Raw genomic sequence first — 22,508 nt, forward strand, 5'->3', positions numbered from 1 at the left:
TGCGGTTTCGCCGGATAGCTTTCGAAGCGGCGCCTTAGGCGCCGCCGAACTTCTTGGAGACGACCGATGCCAGTTCGGCCACCGAGTCCTCATGCCAGCCTTTAATGTCGACAACGGTGGTATCTGCTGCCACCGCGTCGCCCCAGCCGAACAGCAGCTTGCGAGCGCGGTGATGATTGGCCTGGCTGCGCAACAGTATCACAGATGGGTCCTTGTTCTGCACCGGCTTATAGCTGCGCGCCGCCGCCACCAGCAGATCCGTCACCGCCGCATTGGCCTCTTCGTCAGATGAATATTGCCCAGCTTTGACACCGAACATTTTCAGAAGTGCCAGTGAGAAGTTGAACTCCTTGAGGTAGACGATCAACGGCATCCGGCCCGACAATACCTTCCTGGTGAAATAGCTGAAGCGTTTGACGCGCCGCTCCCTGTTCCAGCGCTTCTGCTCCTTTTTCGGCAGCGAGCGGAAGTAGCCTGGCGCCCATGAATCGATGATGGCGGTGAAGCTGACATCGGCGCCCTTCTCCCGCAACTGCCGGGCCACTTCCATGGCCAGCGTGCCGTTGACGCAGAGCCCGGCAAGGGCAATCGGTCCGGCGTTGACGTCGATCTGCATGGCGTCGACCGCATGGCGAGCGATGTCTTCGAGACGCAGATCAGCCAGACCTTTTCTGAGATCGGGATTGAACATGTTGACGTTATGAACCGAGATCGTATCCGGCAATGCGTTTGCCAGGCGGTAATACAGCAAGGGGTGGTTCAGCGTATAAAGCGAGGCCGGCCCCGTGCCGCGTTTGCAGGTGAGCAATTCCCAAGGGTTGGCGATCCCGGTGGCGGGCTCCTTTGTCTTTGGCGTCTCGAAAATCGCGGCGGCAAAGCCTTCGAGTGTCGGTTCCTTGAACAAAAGCTCCAACGTCGGCTTGACGTTGAATTTATCCCGCACCGCCGACAGCAGCCGCAGTGCCAGCAGGGAATGACCGCCGAGCGCGAAGAAGTCGTCCTGCGGCCGCACCTGCGGAACTTGGAGAATGTCCTGCCAGAGGGCGGCAAGCGCCGCCGTCTTCTTCGCCACCGGCGTGTCGGCCGAAGCGTGGCTTGCGGAAGCCTCGGCCGCCGTGTCCCTGGCGGCAGCGATCGCCTGCCGTTCAGGCACGGTCAGGGAAGACAGCGATGCCTCGGGATGATCGAGGGCGATCTCATAGGCTTTCTGCCAAAGCTGCAGCAGGCTTTCGATCGTGCGCGCATCGAAGAGATCGGCGTTATATTCGATCGACATGCGCCAGCCCGTCGGTCGGCCGATCATGATGAAACTCAGATCGTAGATGACGCCGGGCGATTGCGAGGGCGAACTGATCAGCTCGAAGCCGCCATAGCGGTGATCCTCCAAGAATGCCTTCTGCAAATTGAAGTTCACCGAGATCAGCGGATTGCGCGAGGGATCGCGGACCGGATTGATCAGTTCCACCAGCTTGTTGAACGGCATGCGCTGATGGTTCAGCGCCCCTTCCACCGTCTCGCTGACCGAATGGATATGCTGTGCGAACGAGATGTCGGAAGAGAAATCGAAGCGCAGGACGAGGTTGTTGATGAAGACGCCAATCAGGTCTTCCAGATCGGAATGTTCACGGCCCGCCACCTGCGAACCGAACATCACGGTCTGTGCATTCGTCAGCCGATGCAGCATGGCGCTGATGATGGCGGCGCCATAGCTGTATTGCGAGACGCGGTGAGCCCGTGCGGCGGCGTCCATGCGCTCGCTGAAGGCGAGAGGCTGCGCGACGGAGAGAATATTGCCGTGATTGGTCTTCACACGGCCGCGCGGATGATCCGGAGTGACCTCGAAGTAAGGCGCACCGGTGAGTTTTTCCTTCCAGAAGGTCTTTTCCGTCTCGAAGCCGTAGCTCTGCAGATATTCCTGCTGCCAGAGGGCATAATCGCCATATTGCAGCGGCAATTCCGGCAACACCGGCGGCCTGCCGGCGTCGATAGCGGCGGCGATTTCCCCCACTTCCCGTCCGAGCACGCGGATCGACCAACCGTCGAAGCAGCTCTGATGGGCGGTGATAAGGAGAACCCCGCGGTCATTTTCGGCCATCAGCAAGGAGACGCGAAAGAGCCCGGGCTTGCCGAGGTCGAAAGGAGCTTGCGCCGTCTCCTCGCCGATCGACATAATTCTCGCCTGACGCTGATCGGCCGCCATGCTGCGAAGGTCGATCACCGACATTTTGAAATCGATCCGGTCGACCGCCTGCTGATAGGGGCGGCCCTCCCTTTCGATGAACCGCGTCCGCAGGATCTCGTGGCGCTGGATCACCTTGCGAAAGGCCTGCTCGATGGTGGCGGCTTTGAATGTGCCGCGAATTTCCCAGCGAACCGCGACATTGAGGGCTGGATTGCCGGGGAGCAACTGGTCGAGAATCCAGCAGCGCAATTGCGTCTGCGTGCAGGGAAACTCGCCGATGATCTCCAGATCGGCAACCTGGCCTACGGGGCTGTTTTCAACAGTACTCATATCGCCCTCTCCAATCCGCGGCGTGCGCCGTTACGGAAGTCTTTCAATGAAGGAACGTGGAATTGCACCGAATCAGTCTTGATCTCGCCTTGGCTGTCGGCAAAGGCCGCCAGCTCGACCACCGACGGATGACGCAGCAGATGCTTTGCCTCCAGCGGCAGGCCGGTATCGAGCATGCGGGCGGCGATGCGGAAGATGGTCAGCGAGTCGGCACCCAGCGCGTAGAGATTGTCGTCGACACTGATGTCGCCGAGGTTCAACACCTCCTGCCAGATCGTCAGGATCCGCCGCTCCGTCTCCGTCTTGGGTTGGACCTTGACGATTGCGGCCTCGCGCTGCGGCACGCCGCGCAACTGCAGGGTCTTGCGGTCGAGCTTGCCATTGGCCGTCTGCGGCAGCTCGCTTTCGGTCACCCAGAAGCTCGGCACCATATGGCCGGGAAGATTGGCCTTGGCATGGGCGGCGAGATTGGCTGACGAAAGCTCGGCGCCGCTGATGGTGGGCACGACGTAGCAGACGAGAGAGCGGTCGCCCTTCTGGTTCTCCGCCGCGACGACGGCGCATTGGCGGACACCTTCGGCTTTGGAAACGACGGCTTCGATGTCGCCGAGTTCGATGCGGAAGCCGCGCAGCTTGATCTGCTGGTCGCGCCGGCCGAGCAATTGCAGCGACCCGTCGGCCAGGCGGCGGCCGACATCGCCGGTCTTATAGAGCCGCTTCGGCCTCCCGGTTGCGAAGCAGAACGGCACGAAGGCTTTCTCGGTCAGGTCAAGCCGGTCGAAATAACCGTTCGCCAGGCCGTCGCCGCCGATATGCAGTTCGCCCGTTACGCCGATCGGCGCGATACGATTATTCTGGTCGAGGATGTAGAGCTGCGTATTGGCGATCGGGTGACCGATGGTGATCGGCTGATCCGCGTCGGTGATCCGCTGCAACGAAGACCAGATCGTCGTCTCCGTCGGGCCATACATGTTCCAGAGCTCACCCCCGATCGTCAGCAACGATTTCGCCAGCTCCTTCGGCAAGGGTTCGCCGCCGCACAGCATCTTCAGGTTCGGCCGTTCCTTGAGGCCGGCCTCGGTCAGCATCTGCCAGAGCGTCGGAGTTGCCTGAAGCACCGTGGCATTGTGCTCGTTGACCAGTTTCACCAGCGCGAAACCGTCCTGTACTTGGGTGCGGCTGGCGATGACGACCTTTCCGCCCGATATCAGCGGCAGGTATATTTCCAGCCCGGCAATATCGAAGGAGATGGTCGTCACGGCAATCAGCGTGTCGCTGGCGGTGAATCCCGGCTCCTTCGCCATGGAGAGGAGGAAGTTCGTCAGCGCCCGGTGGGACACTTCGACGCCTTTCGGCATGCCGGTCGAGCCCGAGGTAAAGATGATATAGGCCGGAGCGGTCGTGTCGGTCGGCAGGTATTTCAGGGTAGCACCCGTCATCGAGCCGATGGCCTTGGCGTCCTTGTCGACGCGGATGATAGGCGTGCCCGAGGCAGCAAGCCGTGCCATCTCGTCGCTGTCGCAGATCAGGCCGCCGACGCGGGCGATATCCAGCGTCTGACGCAACCGCGGCTCGGGATGGGCCGGATCCATGGGCACATAGGTGTGCCCGGACTTCATGACCGCCATAAGAGCGACGATCATTTCCAGCGAGCGCTCGACGAGAAGCGCGACGCGCTGGCCGGGTTCGGGGATCGCCATCTGCAGATAGAGGGCGAGCTGATTGGAGCGGGTTTCGAGTTCGCCGTAGGTGATCGTGCGGCCGTCATGTTCGGCGGCGACAGCATTCGGGGTTTGTGCTGCCTTGCGGGCGAAGAGCGAGAAGGCAAACTCGTCGTGATTATACTCCATCGCCGTATGGTTCAGGTCGTCGATCAGCCAGGATTTCTCGTCCGCCGTCAGCAGCGACAGGTCGGAGACCTTGCGATCCATATCTTTCGCAAGTGCTGCTGCCAGCGTCGCGAAATGGCCGATCCAGCGCTCGATGGTGGCGCGGTCGAAGACATCGGCATTGTAGTCGACGTCGATGCGAATGTGATCCGTTGCCTCGATCATGTTGAAGAACATGTCGAAGTTGGAGAATGCCTTCGCATTCGGCTCGATCGTGGGCTTGAGGTTGCCGAAGGCGGAGCCACCGGCCATCCGCTCCAGGTTGAACTGGATCTCGGTGAGCGGCAGGCGCCGAGAGTCGCGCTTGATACCGAGTTTGCGCACCAGCGTGCCGTAGGTGTAGTCCTGATGCTCGAACGCCTGGAAGACCAACTGCTGCGTTGCCTTCAGGTGCGTCACGAAGGATTCCGCCGGCGTCACCGTCTGGCGCAGCGGTAGGAGATTGACGCAGTGGCCGACAAGGATCTGGTCGCCGATCAGGCTCTGGCCGGCCGACGGGATGGCGATGACGATGTCATCCTGGCCGGAAAGCCTGGAGATCGTCACCTGCAGGGTGGCAAGCAGGGTGGAGAACAGCGTCGCACCCGATTTTGCCCCTGCCTTCTTCAGCGTCTTGTAGACCTCTTCGCCGATGAAGCCGGTGCAGGTTCCGCCGGCAAAGCTGCGATATTCCGGGCGCGGCCGGTCGAGTGGCATTTCCGGCAGATCGGGAACCGTCTTGAATTGATCGAGCCAGAATTGTTCCGTTGCTCCGGATTTCTCCGGTTTCGGTGCGAAGTCGGTCGAATAGGTGGCGAAGGACAGAGCCGGTTCGAAGCTCGGCGTGTCGCCCTGTTGGTAGGCGGCATAGGCGGTCGACAACTCGTCCACGAAGACGTTGATCGACCAGCCGTCGCAGACGATGTGATGGCCGGTGAAGACGAAGACGTGCTTGTCGTCACTAAGCTTCACGATGCTGGCGCGGGCCAGAGGACCGTTCACGAGGTCAAAGGGTGTCAGCGCCTCATCTTCGATGATCTGCCGCAGATGAGCTTCATCGGCACCATCGACCAGCGGCAGGTCAAGTTTGAAATCCGGAATGAAGTGGAAGAACTGGCCGCTGCGGTCGAAACGGATATGGAAGGCATCGTGGCGGTCAACGACAGTATCAATGGCTTTGCGGAACGCTTTCTCGTCGAAAGCGCCTTCGAGCTTCAATGAAAAGGACTCGTTGAAAGAGCACGAGGCTTCGTCGCCGGCCTGTGCCGCCAGCCAGATTTCCGTCTGTGCCTCCGTCAGCGGTGCGGATTGAGGCCGCGGAGCGCGCGCCACCGCGGGTACTTTCGTTTCGACCACCGGGGTCGGCCTATCTTCGGCAGGTGCGAGAATGCCCACCGACTGCAGGGCGTCGAGACTGTCGCGGAAGGCTTTGGCAATGGTCTGGAAATCGTCTTCGCTATGGGCCGTCGTCAGGAAGCAGGGATAGCCTTCCTGGATGTGGACGCCGTTCAGGCGCATCTGGGCGTAAAACAGCGACCCCAGCGAATCCTGGCTGCTGAAGTCGGCGGCGAACCAGCTCTTATAGCCATGAACGACATCGGCAATGCCGCGCCTGGCAAGCTCCGCCTTCATCTCGGCGACGAGGGCCTGGGTCCGTTCGGCGACCCGCCCATAAAGTTCCGCACCTTCGCCCTTGATGTGATGCAGGACGGCATTTGCCGCGGCAAGCACCAGCGGGTGACGTACGAATGTGCCGGCAAAAAAAGTCGGGGCGGTCATGGGAACGGAGTCATCGCCGTAATTCCAATGGCCGCCGTCGAGAGCATCCATGAAACGCGCGCTTCCAACCAGAACTCCAATCGGCATGCCGCCGCCGACAACTTTGCCATAAGTCGCCATATCGCCCTTGATGCCCCAAATTGCCTGCATGCCGCCGGGATCGACGCGGAAGCCGGTAACGACTTCATCGAAGACCAGGGCGAATTCCGACTTGGTTGCGACATCGCGCAGCTCACGAACGAATTCGATCGGCTGCAGTTCGGGATGGCGGCTCTGGATAGGCTCAATGATAACGGCCGCGATCTCATCGGCATTGTTGCGGATGAAATCGAGGCTTTCCGGTGCGCCATAACGCAGCACGGTCATGTTGGATACCGAGGCCATCGGGATGCCGGAAGCGATCGGCAAAGCGATCGGCTTGTCAGCCCGGTTGCGGCCCTTGACCAGCACTTCGTCGAACTGGCCGTGATAGTCGTTGGCGAAGACCACGATGCGGTCGCGGCCGGTGACGGCGCGGGCAAGGCGCATGGCGGCCATGACGGCTTCCGAGCCGGTGTTGCAGAAGGTGACCCGCTCATGGCCGGTCACTTCGGCGATCATTCCGGCAACGTCACCGGCAAGCGGCGTCTGCGGGCCGATGGCAAAGCCGATGTCTGCCTGGGCCTTGATCGCATCGATGACGAAATCCGGGGCGTGACCGAAGGCAGTCTGACCGAAACCGTTGACCAGATCGACGTATTTGTTGCCGTCGACATCCCAGATGTGCGCGCCCTTGGAATGGTCGCAGACGATCGGGAAGACCATTTCCTTCCAGTCGGCGCGGAAGCCGGAAGCCGTGCGCGGGTCGGCGAGCCAATGGCGATTGTCCTTGGTGAAGGCCTTGGACTTGGCATTCTTCGCTTCATAGGCGGCGGTCAGGTCGGCGATGAAGGCGCGTTTCGCATTGGATATTTCGGGCGCCAGGCTCTTTGCGCCCGGACGGTAGAGCTTGATGCGTTCCGTGCCGAATTCGGTTTCCGTTGCCTCCGTCGCCGGCTTGGCGGCGGCTGCAGCGACAGGCGCGGGAGCAGCGACAACGGCCGGCACTGGTTGCGGGGCGGCTGCCATCGCAGCAGCAGCGGGCGGAACGAGCGCCGTGCCGCCCTGCAGGATCAGCAACTGCTGGGCAAACAACGACTGCGCGAGCAGGATCTGCGATTGCAGCACGGCTGCCAAATCGGGCGAAGCGCCTGACGCCATCGGAATTGCGACCGGCGACGGTGCTGCGGCAACGGGCGCGGCGGCAGCGACAACCGGCGTCGCCTGCGGTGCGGCGGCTGGTTTTACTGCATCCGGCGGCATCTGCTGGTCGAGATGCAGAGCCAAATCAGCGACTGAGGGAATGTTGCTGAGCAGCTCGCGGAAGGAAAGCTTGACCTTGTATTCCTTCTCGATGCGCTGCGCGAACTGGCCGACGAACAGCGAGTCGAAACCGAGTTCGAGGAAAGTCACGGCCCGCTCGGTAACCCCCAACGTCTCCCCTGACATTTCGCTGAGCAAGGTCAACAGGGATGTTTCAAGTGTGAGGACGCGATCGGAAAGGGAGAGTGGTGTTACGACGTTCATGGCGTTGTTCTCATCGACAAGGTTGACATCGGCTGCGAAAGAGGCAGCGGGCGCAGGAATTTCAGCGGGCAGAGCCGGTTGGCTCGACGCACGGCGGGAGGATTGTGGTGCGTCGATCCAGTGGCGCTGGCGCTGGAACGGATAGGTCGGCAGTGCAAGGCGCTGCTGGGCGTTGGCAGGCAGAGCCGGCCATTCCAGCGTGTAGCCGGCCATCCAGAGTTTGCCATGTGCTTCCGCCAGGGTCTCGGCAGCGGCAAAGGCACGATCATGCTCGGGCAGCGACTGAACGATGGCGGCAAGACCGTCACGGGCAATCGTCTGCGCGGCAAAGACGGAGAGCGTTCGACCGGGACCGACTTCCAGAAGCACCGGTTTTCGGCCACGGCAGAGCGTCATGAGACCATCGGCGAAGTGAACCGCATCGCGGCAATGGCTCGCCCAATAGTCCGGCGAGGTTCCGCGTTCGCCGGTCTGCCAGTCGCCGGTAACGCAGGAAATATACGGCATGGTGGCCTTGCCGTAGGTGGTCTTCGCCGTTTCTTCACGCAGGGCAAGAACGGCGTCATCCATCATCGCCGAATGGAAGGCATGCGAGGTATGCAACCGGCTGAAGGCGATGCCGGCGGATTCGAGAATGGTGCAGACCGTGTCGATATCCTCGAACGGCCCTGAGATGACGGAGAGCTTCGGCGCATTGATCGCGGCGATTTCGACATTGCCGCGCAGATGCATGGAGACCGTTTCGGCATCGGCGCGAACGGACACCATCGCACCATGCGGCTGGTTCTGCATCAGCCGCCCGCGATTGGCGACCAGCCGCAAGCCGTCTTCGAAGGAGATGACGTTGGCAAGCGTTGCAGCAACGAATTCGCCGACGCTATGGCCGATCATCGCATAGGGCTTGACGCCACGGCTCAACCACAGCCGCGCCAGCGCGTATTCGACGAGGTAGAGGCAGGGCTGGGCGATGCGCGTCTCGCGCTGCTCGTCGGCCATGGACTGCGTTACCGGGCCGGTGTGGCAGATATAGTCGCGCAGATCGACGCCAAGCGTCATCTTCAGGAGTTCGGCACCGCGGTCGATCCAGCGGGCGAATTCCGGCTCCGCGCTGTAGAGACCGGCGCCCATGCCGGGATATTGAGCGCCCTGCCCCGGAAACATGAAGGCGACCGGCGGTTGATCGGCGGCAACGAGCGGCTGATAGCGCTCCGCTGTCAGGCGATCGATCGCTTCTTCCGCAGTGCTGACGGCAATGGCGAGGCGGTGATTGAATTCACGCCGGCCGGCCTGCAGCGTGTGGGCCAGTTGCGCCAAAGGCAGGCCGGGGCTCTTGGCAAGATGGTCAGCGAGATTGCCGCGCATCGCTGAGAGGGCAGCCGGATTCGATGCCGAAAGCGGCAAAATATAGGGCTCTTCCTGCTTACCGGCGGACTCGGCGCGACGAACCGGCGCCTCCTCGACGATGACGTGAATGTTCGTGCCACCGACACCGAATGCACTGACGCCGGCACGGCGCGGCCCCTCCGTTTCCGGCCAGTCGATCATTTCGGTCGGGATGTAAAAGGGGCTGCGATCGAGGTCGATGCGTGGGTTCGGTTTCTCGTAGTTAGGCATCGGCGGTATCTTCGCCTTGCCCAGCGCCAGCGCCGTCTTGATAAGGCCAGTAACACCGGCCGCGGCGTCCGTATGGCCGATATTGCCTTTCACCGATCCGAGGGCACAACTTGCTTGCCCCGGCGGATCCTCCGAGAAAGCACCCTTGAGGCCGCTGAATTCGATGGGGTCGCCGAGCGGCGTCGCCGTGCCGTGGCATTCGACATAGCCGATAGTAGCCGGCGAGACGGCGGCATTCGCAAAGGCTGCGGAAATCGCTTCGGCCTGGCCTTCGACGCTGGGTGCGACGAAGCCGACCTTGTCGGAGCCATCATTGTTGACGCCATAGCCGCGAATGATCGCATAGATATGGTCGCCATCCCGGATAGCATCCTCCTGGCGCTTCAGAAGGACGACGCCGGCGCCGCTGGCGAAGACTGTCCCGGCGGCGTTCGCGTCGAAGGGACGGCAGGTGCCATCCGGCGAGGCCATGCCGCCTTCCTGATAGATGTAGCCGCGCCTTTGCGGAATGGTGATGGAGACGCCGCCGGCAAGCGCCATGTCGCAGCTATAGGTCAAGAGGTTCTGGCAGGCCTGCGACACGGCCAGCAGCGAGGTCGAGCAGGCCGATTGCACTGTGAAGGCGGGACCGCGCAGATTGAACTTATAGGCGATGCGTGTGGCAAGCGTGTCGTTGAGCGCGCCGACAAGCTGTTGGAAACAGCCGATCTGATAGTTGGAGGTGAATTCCTCCGCCTTGGCGCGATCACCAAGGACGTTGTTGATCAGATAGGTCGGCATCGAGGAGCCGGCGAAGACGCCGATCATTCCCGGGTAGCGCTGCGGATCGTAGCCGCCATTTTCGAGTGCTTCCCAGCAGATTTCCAGGAAGACCCTGTGCTGCGGATCGGTCAGCGCTGCCTCGCGCGGATACATGCCGAAGAAATCGGCATCGAACATTTCGATATCGCGAAGATGCGGGCGGGCCGGAACGAAGTTCGGCTGCGCGCGCTCCTCGTCGGTAAAGGCATCTTCCAGTTCTTCCGGCGAGAATTGCGAGAAGGCATTCCGACCCTCGCAAACCATTTGCCAAAGCGCTGCTACTGAAGGCGCTCCCGGGAAGCGACCGGACATGCCGATGATTGCGATACCGCCCGAATCTTGATTGTCCCAATCCTGATTGCTATCGAAATCACTCTCATTGCCATTGGCATGACCGGTGTCGAAATCTTTCGTCATGAAGAACTCCTGCGGAATTGGGACATGGTCTTTCTCTGGAGAGCGGCGCGCTGGGCGGCTGCGATCGCTCGTGCTGAACCCGAAGCCTTGCCGTCGACGTAGCGCGCCAATTCGCGGATCGTCGGATGCTTGAACAAGGCAACCACATCGACGGAGCGCTCGAGCTCGGCCTCAAGGCCTGCATGGATCTCCATGAGCTGAAGCGACGTTCCGCCGAGGTCGAAGAAGTTTCTGTCGAGATCGATTTTCCCCGCACCCAGCGCGTCCTGCCAGAGTCTTGTCAGAAGCGTCTCCGTCTGGCTCTTGGCGATGGCGTCGGGTGCAATCTCGATCTGCTCCATCGGCGGCGGCTGAAGCTTGGAGCGGTCGACCTTGCCGGCCGGCGTCAGCGGGAATGCGTCGACCACCACGGCGGCACTCGGGATCATGTAGGCCGGAAGCGTTGCGCGCAGCGTCGCCATGACGCTCGGCACGAAATCGGGGCCTGCACTCCCTTGACGGGGGCATAGGTAGGCGACGATGCGCTTCAGCGTCGGGCTTTGGACGTGGCAAAGGACGATGCCGTCGGCAAGGCGCGGATCGCGTCTCAGCGCCGCCTCGATTTCATCGAGTTCGATACGCTTGCCGTTGATCTTGATTTGCCGATCGCGGCGTCCCTTGAAGGCGACCATGCCATCCGCATGCAGAACGGCGAGATCGCCCGTCAGATAGTAGCGCTTCTGCCCGCAATTCGTGTTGATCGTCACGAACTTCTCGGCTGTCATTTCCGGACGTTTGAAGTAACCGATCGCAAGCCCGTCGCCCGAGATCGCCAACTGCCCTTCGGTTCCGTGCGGGACCTCCCGCAACTCCTCGTCGAGGACGGCAACGCCCGTATGCGCGATCGCCCTGCCGATCGGCAATTCCTGGCCGGAAAAGTTCGGAGGTACCTCAAAGGCTGTCGCAAAAACCGTCGTTTCGGTCGGTCCGTAAGCATTCGTCAGCTTGCAGCCGGGGTGACGGTCGAGAAAACGGCGCGCATGAACCGCCGAGCCGACGTCGCCGCCGAAGAGGACATGGCGAAGCTTCGGCATATCGCCGTCCGCATGGTCGGCAAACACGTTGAAGAGCCCCGTCGTCAGAAACATGACGCTGACGCCGGTTTCGCGAATCAGGTTGCTGAGACGAGCGACGGAGAAGCTGGTGTCCGGCATACCGACAAGCGTGCAGCCGTTGAGCAATGCTCCCCAGATTTCGAGGGTCGCCGCATCGAAGGCGATCGTTGCGGTGTGGAGGACCACATCATCCGGTTGGAAATCGACATAGGTCTGATCCAGGACGACTCGGGAGATGCTGCGATGCGCGATCGCGGTGCCTTTCGGCCGGCCGGTCGAACCGGAGGTGTACATGACATAGGCCAGGTCGTCGCCGCCGATCTTGACGGAAGGCTTCGGCTGCGGCGGGCGGATGGACATTTCTGCGATGATCGCGCTGGCCTCGATAACCCGGCCGCGCATGCTGGGAACAACGCTGATCTTATCGCCATAGGCCGAATCGACGAAGACCACCTTCGGCTCGCATTCGCCGATGACATAATCGAGATGTTCGAGCGGAAAGGCGGGATCGAGCGGAAGATACGCGCCGCCCGCCTTGAGAATGGCGAGCTTGCAGATGATGGCATTGAGGCTGCGCGGCAGGAACAGGCCGATAATGTCAGCCTTGCGGACGCCGAGTTTCACGAGACAGGCGGCCAATGCGTCGGAGAGCCGATCGAGATCGCGGTAGCTAAGCGCCGTATCGCCAAAAACGACCGCCGTCGTGTGCGGCGTGGCCTGAGCCTGTTCACGCACCATGTCGTGAAGGTTGCGGTCTCGGTCGTAGTGCATGGCTACGGGAGAATTGGCTTTCTCGTCTAAATCGAAATCGATCATCGCTGTGCTCCGGGCTACGTTTGCTGACTGCGACGGCACGGTCTGCGTGCCCAATCGTCGTCAGCAGAATTTCACGCTGTCGGAAAATCACCAGTTGATCATTGGGATGACTGCCGTCCTCCACGAAAGTCTTAAGCCTTAGCCGACGTAGACATTTCGTCGGAAGCGACCGCCGAGGCGGTCGCGAGCTGTCCAAAAGCATTACGGGAAGAGGAAACCGAGTGCCTCACGCGCGAAAATACCCTGCGTCCCAAAGGGAGAAGGCTGCCATTCTTCGCTTATTGAAAGAGTGCAGATTTCGCTCCCGAGAGAAGGCATGGGAGCAAGGTGCCTACTTGAATTGGTAGGCCCTGACATAGTCGACAAACATGAAGGACGGATCCGGCGCCACCATGCTGGTGACGCCTTCGACGATGCCGAGATTCACAAGCATATACATCGGCTGGCGATGTTCCGGCAGGACCTTGGTCTTCCAAACGAACTTGCCGTCGAAATACATGCGTATGAAATCCGTATCGATCTTTACGCCATAGGTGTGCATGTCCGTTGGACTTGCTGTTCCAAAGACATTGATGCGCGAAAAATCGGAATCATGCTTTCCGCCGCGATGCCAGACATGCACGGTGGCGGAATAGGCGCCCGGCTTGTCACCATAATATTCCAGGACATCGATTTCGGCCGTGGATTTCGAGCGATCCTTGCCGATCAGCCAGAAGGCCGGCCAAACGCCGGGGCCGTCCGGCAGCCGGGCGCGCATTTCGAAATAGCCGTATTCCTGGGAAAAACCGTCGCCCTTTGCATCGACCGAAGCGAGGAGACCGGCGCGCCACGCGCCCTTGCCGTCACGCGCCGCGGTGATGCGCAACATGCCATCTTGGATCGAGAAGGGGAAATCGCCTTTGGGATCCGTAAAGCGCGCGCCGCCGAAATCGCCGTTCCAGGGTGTATGCGCGATCCAGCGGGTGCCTGGCCCCCAGGGTGAGACGCTGAGATTATCAAAATTATCCTCGAAGGTCAGTGTCATCGCGCTGGTGTCGAGCGCGTCTCCCGTGTCGCCCGCTTGTGCGGCCACGCCGCTGCCAAGCAATGCAAGCGTCGCACCAAAGCCTGCGCGGAGAAATCCGCGGCGGCCAACCGACCATTGTGGTCTATGTTTGAATGAGGTGTGATCCATGCTCCGACGCTAACGCAGCGGCATCTATCCGGTACAGAACCCATTTCGGTTTATGCCGTACCCCAAAGGGCTTAAGCGCGGCGGAAATACAAGCCAGCCGACACCGTGATAGTTTTTGTCCGGATGAAATAGACGATATTTCGGAGCGGACGGGCATATGAATTTCATGGGTTTACTAACGTTTGTCGTCGGCATGGCCATGCTGGCAGCACCCGTTCGATGGTCGTTTACCGTCATGATTCTGTCCACGGTGTTCGGCGCGGCTGCGGCCTTCAGCGTGCCCGGTCTTGGCGGCGCATCGGTTCTGGTGCCGAGCCTTTTCCTACTGTTCTTCGGCGTGCGCTTGTTCCTGGCCTATGGCGAGGGACCGCTCTTTGCAGCTCTGGCGCCGCCACGTCCCGGTTTCTGTCTTCTGGTGCTGACCGTCTTCGGCCTGACGACAGCAGTCTTTTTCCCGCGCCTGTTTCAGGGCATGACGGAGACGATGACCGTCGAGCGGTCGGTGGGCGGACGCAACTTCATTTCGCTGGTGCCGCTGAAGTTCTCGTCGAACAATATCACCCAATCCGTCTATGCGGTCGGTGGCCTGATCTGCTTCGCATCGACTTTTGCATTCATTCGGAGAGGCGGCACTTCCACAAATTTGATCAACGGAATGTTGGTGGTCGCCAGCGTCAATCTCAGCTTCGCTCTTGCGGACATCATTACATATTTCAGCCATACGGAATTCCTTCTCGGTTTCGTGCGAACTGCCAATTACGCGCTGCTGACCAATGCCGAGAAAGGCGGGTTGAAACGTATCTCCGGGACATTTCCCGAAGCGTCGGCCTTTGCCGATTTCACGCTTGTGCTCTTTGCGATGATTGCCAGCCTATGGCTTAGCGGCGTTCGATCCCGCACCACCGGCATCATAGCCGGCCTGCTGCTGGTGGCCCTGATCCTTTCGACATCGGCGACGGCCCTCGTCGGTCTCGGCGTGGTCTTGCCGGTTCTTTGCCTACAATCCTTCCTGGCCTCGCGCAGCGAACCGGGCACGGGGCGCCCCGTCATGATCGTCGCCATCATGGCCGCCATGCCGCTTGTCATTCTCTTCGTCCTGATCGCCATGCCCGATCTTGCCAACGGCCTGCACGACTTTCTCGACGAGATGCTGTTCTCGAAAGCCGACAGCCAGTCCGGACGAGAACGCTTCATGTGGAATGCCATGGCCTATCAGACGTTTATCGACACGCTGGGCTTCGGCGCCGGATTGGGCAGTGCGCGCGCATCGAGCTTCGGCCTTGTGCTGCTGTCCAATCTCGGTGTCATCGGTGCACTGATCTTTGCGATCTTCGTGCTGCTGATCCTGAAAGCCGACACCCGGCCGGGGCGTATATCGTCCTCGGAAGCTGCAGCCGTTGCCCGGGCCGCCAAGGCCGGATTTATCACCGTGCTGGTGTCCGCGGCCACGTCGGGCACCGTCTATGATCTCGGATTGATGTTCTACATTCTCGCAGGCAGCGTCTCCGCCCTCACGGTTCCATCTCCGGTTCGCGTAAACGACGCGCCGCCGGCGGCGCGCATGCGACATATCGGTGTTGTGGGGAGATTGCAGTGAAGATCGTCGTATTCAACGTCAAATACAGCGAAAATCTTGGAGACGGTCTCCTGGCGCAATGCGTCGAGGCAGGCCTGACCAAGGACGCCGATTATATCGAGGTGGAGACGATCGATCTCGCCGGCCGGGAAGGTTTCGGCAGAGGTGGAAGTAGCGGCCGGCGCCAGCAGGCGCTGAAGGTGCTGCACCGGCTGCCCCCCTTCGCGCGACGCTGGGTGGTGAGCTATGTCCTCGGGCGCACGTTGCGAAAATTGCGAGGCCAATGGGATGCCAAGATCGCTGCCGCGGATGCGGTGCTGATTGGCGGCGGCAATCTCTTTCAGGATGACGATCTCAATTTTCCTTTGAAAGTCGGCACCGTGCTTGATTGCGTCCGGCGCCACAATCGGCCATTGGCGATCTATGCAGTCGGTGTCAGCGGCCATTGGTCCGAGCCAGCCTCACGCCTGTTTGGCCGGCTGAAACAGACCAATCTCGTGCACCTCTCCGTGCGCGACAGCTTTGCCCAAGACAGTTGGCGCCGGCATTTTCCTAACGGGCCGGAAGCCAAGATCGTTCACGATCCGGGATTGCTGACCCGCGTGCTCGTCAACGATGGTTCCAGTCCAGTGCCACCGAGGCGCCAGCCGACCATCGGCCTCTGCGTAACGGAGCCGGTCATTCTGCAACGTCACGCCAGCCAGAAGGCCTCGGCCATTCCGCTGCAGGATATTGCCGAATATTGCGATCTCATTCGACTGCTGGTCCAGGATGGATACCGCGTTTGCCTGTTCTGCAACGGCGCCAGCGAGGACCAAATCTTCGCGCAACGCATAATGGATGAAGCCTCGATGCACCGTCTTCACAAATCCAGTGCGCTGCAACTCGCCCCACGCCCACGCGTGCCGGAAGAGCTGATCCGGATACTTCAGTCGACCGATGTCATCCTAGCTCACAGGCTGCATGCCTGTATCGCCGCCTATTCTCTGGGGATTCCCCATGTCGGGCTTGGCTGGGACAAGAAGGTCGAAGGCTTCTTCCGATCGGTTGGCCGGCAATCCTACTTCCTCAATGGCAGCGGGACGTCCGTCTCGGATATCGCCTCATCAATAAGGGCGGCTGATTCGGAAGGAATCGATTCGCTCCGCCATCGGGTGATTATGGCGGAGGCACAAGCGGGAATCGCCGATATGCGTCGGGATCTCACCCGCAGGGATCAGAATATTGTCGTCGAGATGTCATCCGTAATACGAAATGATCATCCAACGGCCGCCACGAATTAATACCAAGAAAATCAGGGGTAATTACCATGTATAAGGAGCGATGTTATAAACTTTAATCACATGACGAGCAAATTAATCGCCATGCGATTTTGAAGAGAATCCACATAAGCAATATAGACTACGAGCCACGCCGAAAGTTGCGTGCTATATACTTGCCATACGTAACGTGATATACCTTCCAGGACAGGTTAATTGGAACCGTCCCGATATGGTATGTGGTTCGGGGGCATGTATGACAACGCAGGTTTCCATAGGGCGTCTTCAGACTTCGAGTCCTGATCTTTCCCGCCAGAAATCCGAGCTGACGGGCGGTATTCCGCGCACATATGCTCCCGGTGAAACCATCTACGATTATGAGGACGATACGCCGCGTCTTCTTTTTCTCGTCAGCGGCTGGGCAGTTTCCAGCAAGATGCTGCCGAATGGCACGCGCATCGTCATCGAGTTTGCGCTGCGCGGCGACATGATCTCCACACCTTCGGTAGAACTGGCGCGCGAGACGGTGCAGGCGATCTCCAAGGTCACCGTCATGGAGTTCCCGGATTTCACCTCGCATGCCAGCCTGGACGTCTCTTCGCGGCTCTATCGCATCGTGCTCACCGAGATGATGCGTCGGCAGGCGCGCATGTCCGAGCGGCTCGCCAATATCGGCCGCCGCGACGCACTGGAGCGCACCGGTCACCTGCTGCTCGAGCTTGCCACTAGGCTCGGCCCCTCGCGGCTGAAGCCGAACTTCGACGGTTTCGAATGCCCGCTGACACAAGCCGATATCGGCGATGCGGTCGGTCTGTCGACGGTACATATCAACCGTGTTCTCAGGGATATGAGGGTGGGCGGACTTCTATCGTTCCGCAACGGCATCGTCGAATTTCTTGACCGCCACAAGCTCGCGGAACTCGTCGATTTCGATGAAACCTATTTTGCGCCGCATATGATTTAAAGTGCGGCGCGAGCGCACTCGAGTTGTTTCAAGTCGATAACAATCGTGAGGCGAAATTTTTTAGAGTTTATTAACTTATGTTAATGTCCGCATAAATAGAATCAGCGATTATCCTTCTTGTGATCAGGTACACTACATTTCAAGGACAGGAGGAATGCTATGAGTCAACACGAAATTTATCGGTTTGGTTCGGTATATCTATTCAGTTACTTTGAAATAATACCTATTCATATGAATTCGGAAGAATAGAGGCCAAGTGTGGAGTAAGGAGTAACGGCCATGGACAGACAGTCTTTAGCGAATGAGAAATTTGGGACAGAAACTGCAACCCGTCTTATTTCAGTCCGCGCGTCGGATTCATTGCGGGCTTTCACCGCGGCAGGCGCGGTCAGCACCGACGAATGCGAGGACTATCTTCTACTTATCGATACGCGAGCCCTGGACAGAGAATGCCTGTCCCGGAGCCTGACCGAATATGACGAGAACATGAATATCGTCACCGTCGGATCCTTCGAGGAATGGCAGAAGCGCCGTATGCAGAGCGAACCGTCTGCCATTCTCTTCATGATCGGCGGACGCAAGGTTTCCGATGCAGACGTCTGCGAGAAAATCTCCGCCCTGGCGGAGAGGTTCAAGGCCAGCCCAGTCATTGTCGGGGCTGAGAGCGACGAGCTTGCGCAACTTCTCAAGGCGCTGGAATGCGGCGCTCGCGGTTACATTCCGACCAGTGTCGGGATCAATGTCGCCGCCGAAGCCGTAGCGCTCGCCCGGGCAGGCGGCGTGTTCGTGCCGGCCAGCAGCATTCTCGCAGCCAAGGAGGTCATCGCCTCCGTGACCAGCGGAACACGCTGCGCCGACAGTCTCTTTACGCCGCGTGAAGTCGTCGTTGCCGAAGCTCTTCGCCGCGGCAAGGCCAACAAGATCATCGCCTATGAAATGGACCTTTGCGAAAGCACGGTCAAAGTACATATCCGCAATATCATGAAGAAACTGAATGCGACGAACCGGACGGAAGTCGCCTATAAGATCAGGGAATTCGTGAGATAACATGAGCTTTGAATCAGCAAGCTTCGCCGGTGCCGTTTAAACGCGGCGCTGGCGAAATACGTTTTAGCCCCGAATATTCTGAATGCTTGAACTTGCAACGTCGCTCGCATTCTGCGGAATGGATTGCAGAAGCGTCTGTCTTGCCGAGGCAAGATGCGTACGGCAAGCCCTGTCGATCCGCTCCGGATCGCGGGATTGCAACGCCTCGATATAGTCGAGATGTTCGACGATGGCGCGCGCATTGCGCTCTCGGGCAAAAGCCTTGTTCCACTGATAGTGATAATGGAAGACGATGGCGATCGCGTCGTAGAAATCGGCAATGAAGCGATTGTTCGAAGCGCGGTGAATGAGAAGGTGGAACCGCTCGTCGAGCTGCGAAAAATCGCGAAAACGCTCGCCGAAATCGTCCTGCAAGTCATAATGCTCCCGCTGGATCGCCGCGAGATCGGTCCAGGCCGGATGCCCTGCCGGTAGGCGCCCGAACTCGGCGGCCGAATGCAGCTCGAACATTTCGCGCACCTCGGCAAGCTCAAGAGCGAATTCGCTCGTAAAACCCTTCAGGATCCAATGACTGTTCGGCCGCTTTTCGATCAGACCGAAACGGCTGAAGCGGATCAGGAACTCACGCACCACCGATGTTCCCGTGCCGATTTCGCGCGCCAGTTCCAGCTCGTTGATCTGCATGCCGGGCTGGGCTTCGTCGGAAAGGATGCGCAGCATGAAGCTGCGCTCGATAATGTTATGCAGCGAATTGGTTTCTTCTTCCGGAAAGAAATCGGCCTCGGTCGGCTGGCGCAACACTGTCTTTTGCCGCTTGTTCCAGCGGATGATGCCAGCGTCACTTAGACGCAGCAGGATGGCGCGCGCCGTGCTGCGGCTGATACCGAGTTCGGCGGCAATTTCAGGCTCAGTCGGCAAGGCGGCGTCCAGCTTCAAGCCGGCGACGTAGCGATTGTACGCATCCTTGAAGAGCGTGTTTTGTCTCGCCATTTCCCCCTCTCTTATAGCTCGCAGCTCTGCATCGGCGACGATGTCTGAACCATGTTCGAATGGCAGTCAAATTCGCCGGATAGGCCGCGATAACGTCCACGCCTGTCGCGCACGACCTCCTCCCAGGTTGGTGTGCGATTTCCTCGTTGACACCAAAATGTTTATTGTAGATAAAAAACAAAATCAATCGGCGATGCGCTCAAAGCAAACGCCGAAAAGCAAGATTGTGCAGGGAGAGGACGTTGAACAGCCAACCTTGGATCCTTCTGTCGGAAGGCGACAATGTCGCGGTGGCGACGGCGGCGATTGCGGCTGGCGCTACGGTCGCCAACGGCGTTGTGACACGGGACAAGATCGATCCCGGTCATAAATTCGCTATTCAAGACATCGCCACCGGCATGCCCGTGGTGAAATACGGCCAGGCAATTGGCCGCACGACGGCCGACGTTAAGGCTGGCGATCATGTCCACAGCCACAACCTGCACTTCGAAAACGATCGCCTGGCGGCGACCGCCAATTCCGCGCCGGAAGCGGCAACGGCGGCCGACAAGGCTCGGACGTTCATGGGCTTTCGCCGTACTGACGGCCGGGCGGCAACGCGCAACTATATCGGCATCATTGCCAGCGTGAACTGTTCCACCACGGTTTGCCGCGCCATCGCGGAAGAGGCAAACCGGACGCTCCTGCCCCATTATGACGGCATCGACGGTTTCGTGCCGATCGTTCACGACCAGGGCTGCGGCATGAGTTCGACCGGTGACGGCATGCAGACGCTGCATCGCACGCTTGCCGGCTATACGCGCCATGTGAATTTCGGCGGCGTGCTGATGATCGGCCTCGGCTGCGAGGTCAACCAGCTCACGCTTTATGGCCAGAGCGGCGCCGGCGCCAGCAAGCGGCACTTCAACATTCAGGATGCCGGCGGCTCGCGCCGTGCTGTGGCGCTTGCCATGGGTGTCCTCAAGGAGATCGCCGAGGAAGTCGGCCAGGCTCGTCGCGAACCGATCTCGATCAGCGAAATCATCGTCGGCCTGCAATGCGGCGGTTCCGATGGCTTCTCCGGCATCACGGCAAATCCGGCGCTGGGTGCCGCCGCCGACCTGCTGGCGGCTGCCGGTGGCACGGCGATCCTGTCGGAAACCTCGGAAATCTATGGCGCGGAACATTTACTGCGCAGCCGTGCGGTCAGCGACTCGGTCGCCGCCAAGCTCGACGAGAAAATCGACTGGTGGGAAAAATATGTCGCTATGCACGGTGCCTCGCTCGACAACAATCCCTCACCCGGCAACAAGCGCGGCGGGTTGACGACCATTCTGGAAAAGTCGCTCGGCGCCGTCGCCAAAGGCGGGCGCTCACCGCTGACCGCCGTTTACAGCTACGCCGAACGGGTAACGGACCACGGTCTCGTCTTTATGGACACGCCCGGTTATGATCCAGTTTCGGCAACCGGCCAGGTGGCGGGCGGAGCGAATATGATCGCCTTCACGACAGGTCGCGGCAGTTGTTTCGGCTCTCGCCCAGCGCCGTCCTTCAAGCTGTCGAGCAATTCGGCGCTTTACCGATCTATGGAAGAGGACATGGATATCGATTGCGGTACGATAGCCACCGGCGAAGCGACGATATCGGGCAAGGGCCGCGAGATCTTCGAACTGATCATCGAGATTGCATCGGGCAAGAAGACGAAAAGCGAAACCTTCGGCTATGGCGACAACGAATTCGTGCCCTGGCATCTCGGCGCAACGCTTTAAATAAATAATGCATGCCATCACAAGGGAGAGGTGATGAAGAGGAGAAGAATCGGCAGGACAAGCCTGGAGGTCACCGAATTCAGTTTCGGGGCCGCAGCGCTCGGCGGTCTTTACCGCACCTGCCCTCGCGACCAGGCCATGAACACGCTGCAGGCAGCATGGGATAGCGGCATCCGCTATTTCGACGTTGCGCCTTGGTATGGCTTCGGGCTCGGCGAACGCCGTGTCGGCGATTTCCTGCGCGACCAGCCGGAAGACAGCTATGTCCTGTCGACCAAGGTCGGGCGGCTGATGCGGCCTGTTGCGAGCGACAAGGTGCCGAACTACGGCTATGTCGATCCCCTGCCCTTCGATGCGGATTACGACTACTCCTATGACGGCATCATGCGGTCGGTCGACTTCAGCTATGCCCGCCTCGGCCTCAACCGCATTGATATCCTCTACGTTCACGATATCGGCGGCTACACCCACGGCAAGGCGCTGAATGACCATCATCTCGGTCAGCTCCTACGCTCCGGCCTGAAGGCATTGGAAGAGCTGAAGTCGTCGGGCGCGATTAAGGCCTACGGCCTCGGCGTCAACGAGGTGCCCGTGTGCCTCGACGTCATGCATGAGGCGGACATCGACTGTATCCTGCTCGCCGGCCGCTATACCCTGCTCGACCGTTCGGCGGTGGCCGAGCTGCTGCCGCTCTGCGAGAAGAAGGGCACGTCGCTTGTGGTTGGCGGCGTCTTCAATTCCGGCATTCTCGCGACCGGCCCCGTGCCCGGTTCGCATTTCGATTATCTTCCGGCGACGGCTGACATTCTGGCCAAGGTCGGGGCGATGGAGGACATCGCCCGCCGCCATGGCCTGCCGCTTGCCGCACCGGCGATCCAGTTTCCGCTCGGCCATCCGTCCGTGGCTTCGGTGCTGATCGGCACGGCGAAACCGGAAAGCCTCATCCGCAATATGCAGCTCGTGGAGCCTGAGCTTCCGGCCAGCCTCTATGCGGAATTCGAAGGATTGACCCTGGTCGCGCCACCTTTGGGAGATGAAGCCGTCCGGGTTTGAAAGAGAATAAGGAGCTATCGGGCCGCCGAGAGAGGCGGCTTCGAAGAGGAGGAAAGCCTGTTTTGGCGTGGATGGAACCGCGCATGATTCCGAAAAGTAGTGAAACCGATTCGGATAAGATCATGCGCAGCAAATATCCCCGCGATGCGTGAGCCCGACAGGGGCTCACGATACCGAGCCGCAAGCGTTCA

General features: G+C 60.0%; 11 protein-coding genes. 6 read left to right on the top strand and 5 right to left on the bottom strand.

Annotation, left to right across the window (positions count from 1 at the left end):
• Nucleotides 1-34: 34 nt before the first annotated feature.
• The 4 genes from GGD50_RS15245 to GGD50_RS15260 all read right to left on the bottom strand — a co-directional run bounded on the left by GGD50_RS15245 (nucleotide 35) and on the right by GGD50_RS15260 (nucleotide 13,680).
• Entirely contained in the window at nucleotides 35-2,512 is a 2,478-nt protein-coding gene (locus GGD50_RS15245) for a condensation domain-containing protein (RefSeq protein WP_183938184.1), read from the bottom strand.
• A complete protein-coding gene (locus GGD50_RS15250; RefSeq protein ID WP_183938185.1) occupies nucleotides 2,509-10,596 on the bottom strand; it encodes a non-ribosomal peptide synthetase/type I polyketide synthase in 8,088 nt (2,695 codons plus the stop codon). Before GGD50_RS15250 ends, GGD50_RS15245 begins: the two co-directional genes overlap by 4 nt.
• Nucleotides 10,593-12,506, bottom strand: a complete 1,914-nt coding sequence (locus GGD50_RS15255) for a non-ribosomal peptide synthetase (protein WP_183938186.1) — start codon at nucleotides 12,504-12,506, stop codon at nucleotides 10,593-10,595. The genes GGD50_RS15250 and GGD50_RS15255 overlap by 4 nt, the downstream gene beginning before the upstream one ends.
• A gap of 331 nt (nucleotides 12,507-12,837) precedes the next feature.
• The gene (locus tag GGD50_RS15260) at nucleotides 12,838-13,680 is read right to left on the bottom strand and encodes a glycoside hydrolase family 16 protein (protein WP_183938187.1); all 843 of its coding nucleotides are present in this window, start codon (nucleotides 13,678-13,680) and stop codon (nucleotides 12,838-12,840) included.
• 157 nt (nucleotides 13,681-13,837) lie between these two features.
• Between GGD50_RS15260 and GGD50_RS15265 the strand changes: the two genes are divergently transcribed.
• From GGD50_RS15265 to GGD50_RS15280, 4 genes are all read left to right on the top strand, one after another.
• Nucleotides 13,838-15,277, top strand: coding sequence for an O-antigen ligase family protein (locus tag GGD50_RS15265; RefSeq protein ID WP_246451207.1), 1,440 nt, complete (start codon nucleotides 13,838-13,840; stop codon nucleotides 15,275-15,277).
• Nucleotides 15,274-16,539 (top strand): polysaccharide pyruvyl transferase family protein, encoded by a 1,266-nt coding sequence (locus tag GGD50_RS15270; protein ID WP_183938188.1) that lies wholly within the window; start codon nucleotides 15,274-15,276, stop codon nucleotides 16,537-16,539. Before GGD50_RS15265 ends, GGD50_RS15270 begins: the two co-directional genes overlap by 4 nt.
• 232 nt (nucleotides 16,540-16,771) lie before the next feature.
• On the top strand, nucleotides 16,772-17,479 hold the full coding sequence (locus tag GGD50_RS15275; RefSeq protein ID WP_183938189.1) for a Crp/Fnr family transcriptional regulator: 708 nt from the start codon (nucleotides 16,772-16,774) through the stop codon (nucleotides 17,477-17,479).
• 279 nt (nucleotides 17,480-17,758) lie between these two features.
• Nucleotides 17,759-18,526: a response regulator transcription factor gene (locus GGD50_RS15280; RefSeq protein ID WP_183938190.1), complete on the top strand. Its 768-nt coding sequence runs from the start codon at nucleotides 17,759-17,761 to the stop codon at nucleotides 18,524-18,526.
• Between the two features lie 63 nt (nucleotides 18,527-18,589).
• Here the strand turns inward: GGD50_RS15280 and GGD50_RS15285 are convergent, their stop codons facing one another.
• A complete protein-coding gene (locus GGD50_RS15285) occupies nucleotides 18,590-19,516 on the bottom strand; it encodes a GntR family transcriptional regulator (RefSeq protein WP_183938191.1) in 927 nt (308 codons plus the stop codon).
• A 242-nt stretch (nucleotides 19,517-19,758) separates the two neighbouring features.
• Between GGD50_RS15285 and GGD50_RS15290 the strand changes: the two genes are divergently transcribed.
• Together GGD50_RS15290 and GGD50_RS15295 are read left to right on the top strand one after the other, a co-directional pair.
• Nucleotides 19,759-21,264: a UxaA family hydrolase gene (locus GGD50_RS15290; protein WP_183938192.1), complete on the top strand. Its 1,506-nt coding sequence runs from the start codon at nucleotides 19,759-19,761 to the stop codon at nucleotides 21,262-21,264.
• Nucleotides 21,265-21,297: 33 nt separating this feature from the next.
• Nucleotides 21,298-22,317, top strand: coding sequence for an aldo/keto reductase (locus GGD50_RS15295; protein ID WP_183938193.1), 1,020 nt, complete (start codon nucleotides 21,298-21,300; stop codon nucleotides 22,315-22,317).
• The last annotated feature ends 191 nt before the right edge of the window (nucleotides 22,318-22,508 follow it).

The organism is Martinezella paranaensis (genome assembly GCF_014200235.1).
Lineage (GTDB): Bacteria > Pseudomonadota > Alphaproteobacteria > Rhizobiales > Rhizobiaceae > Rhizobium > Rhizobium paranaense.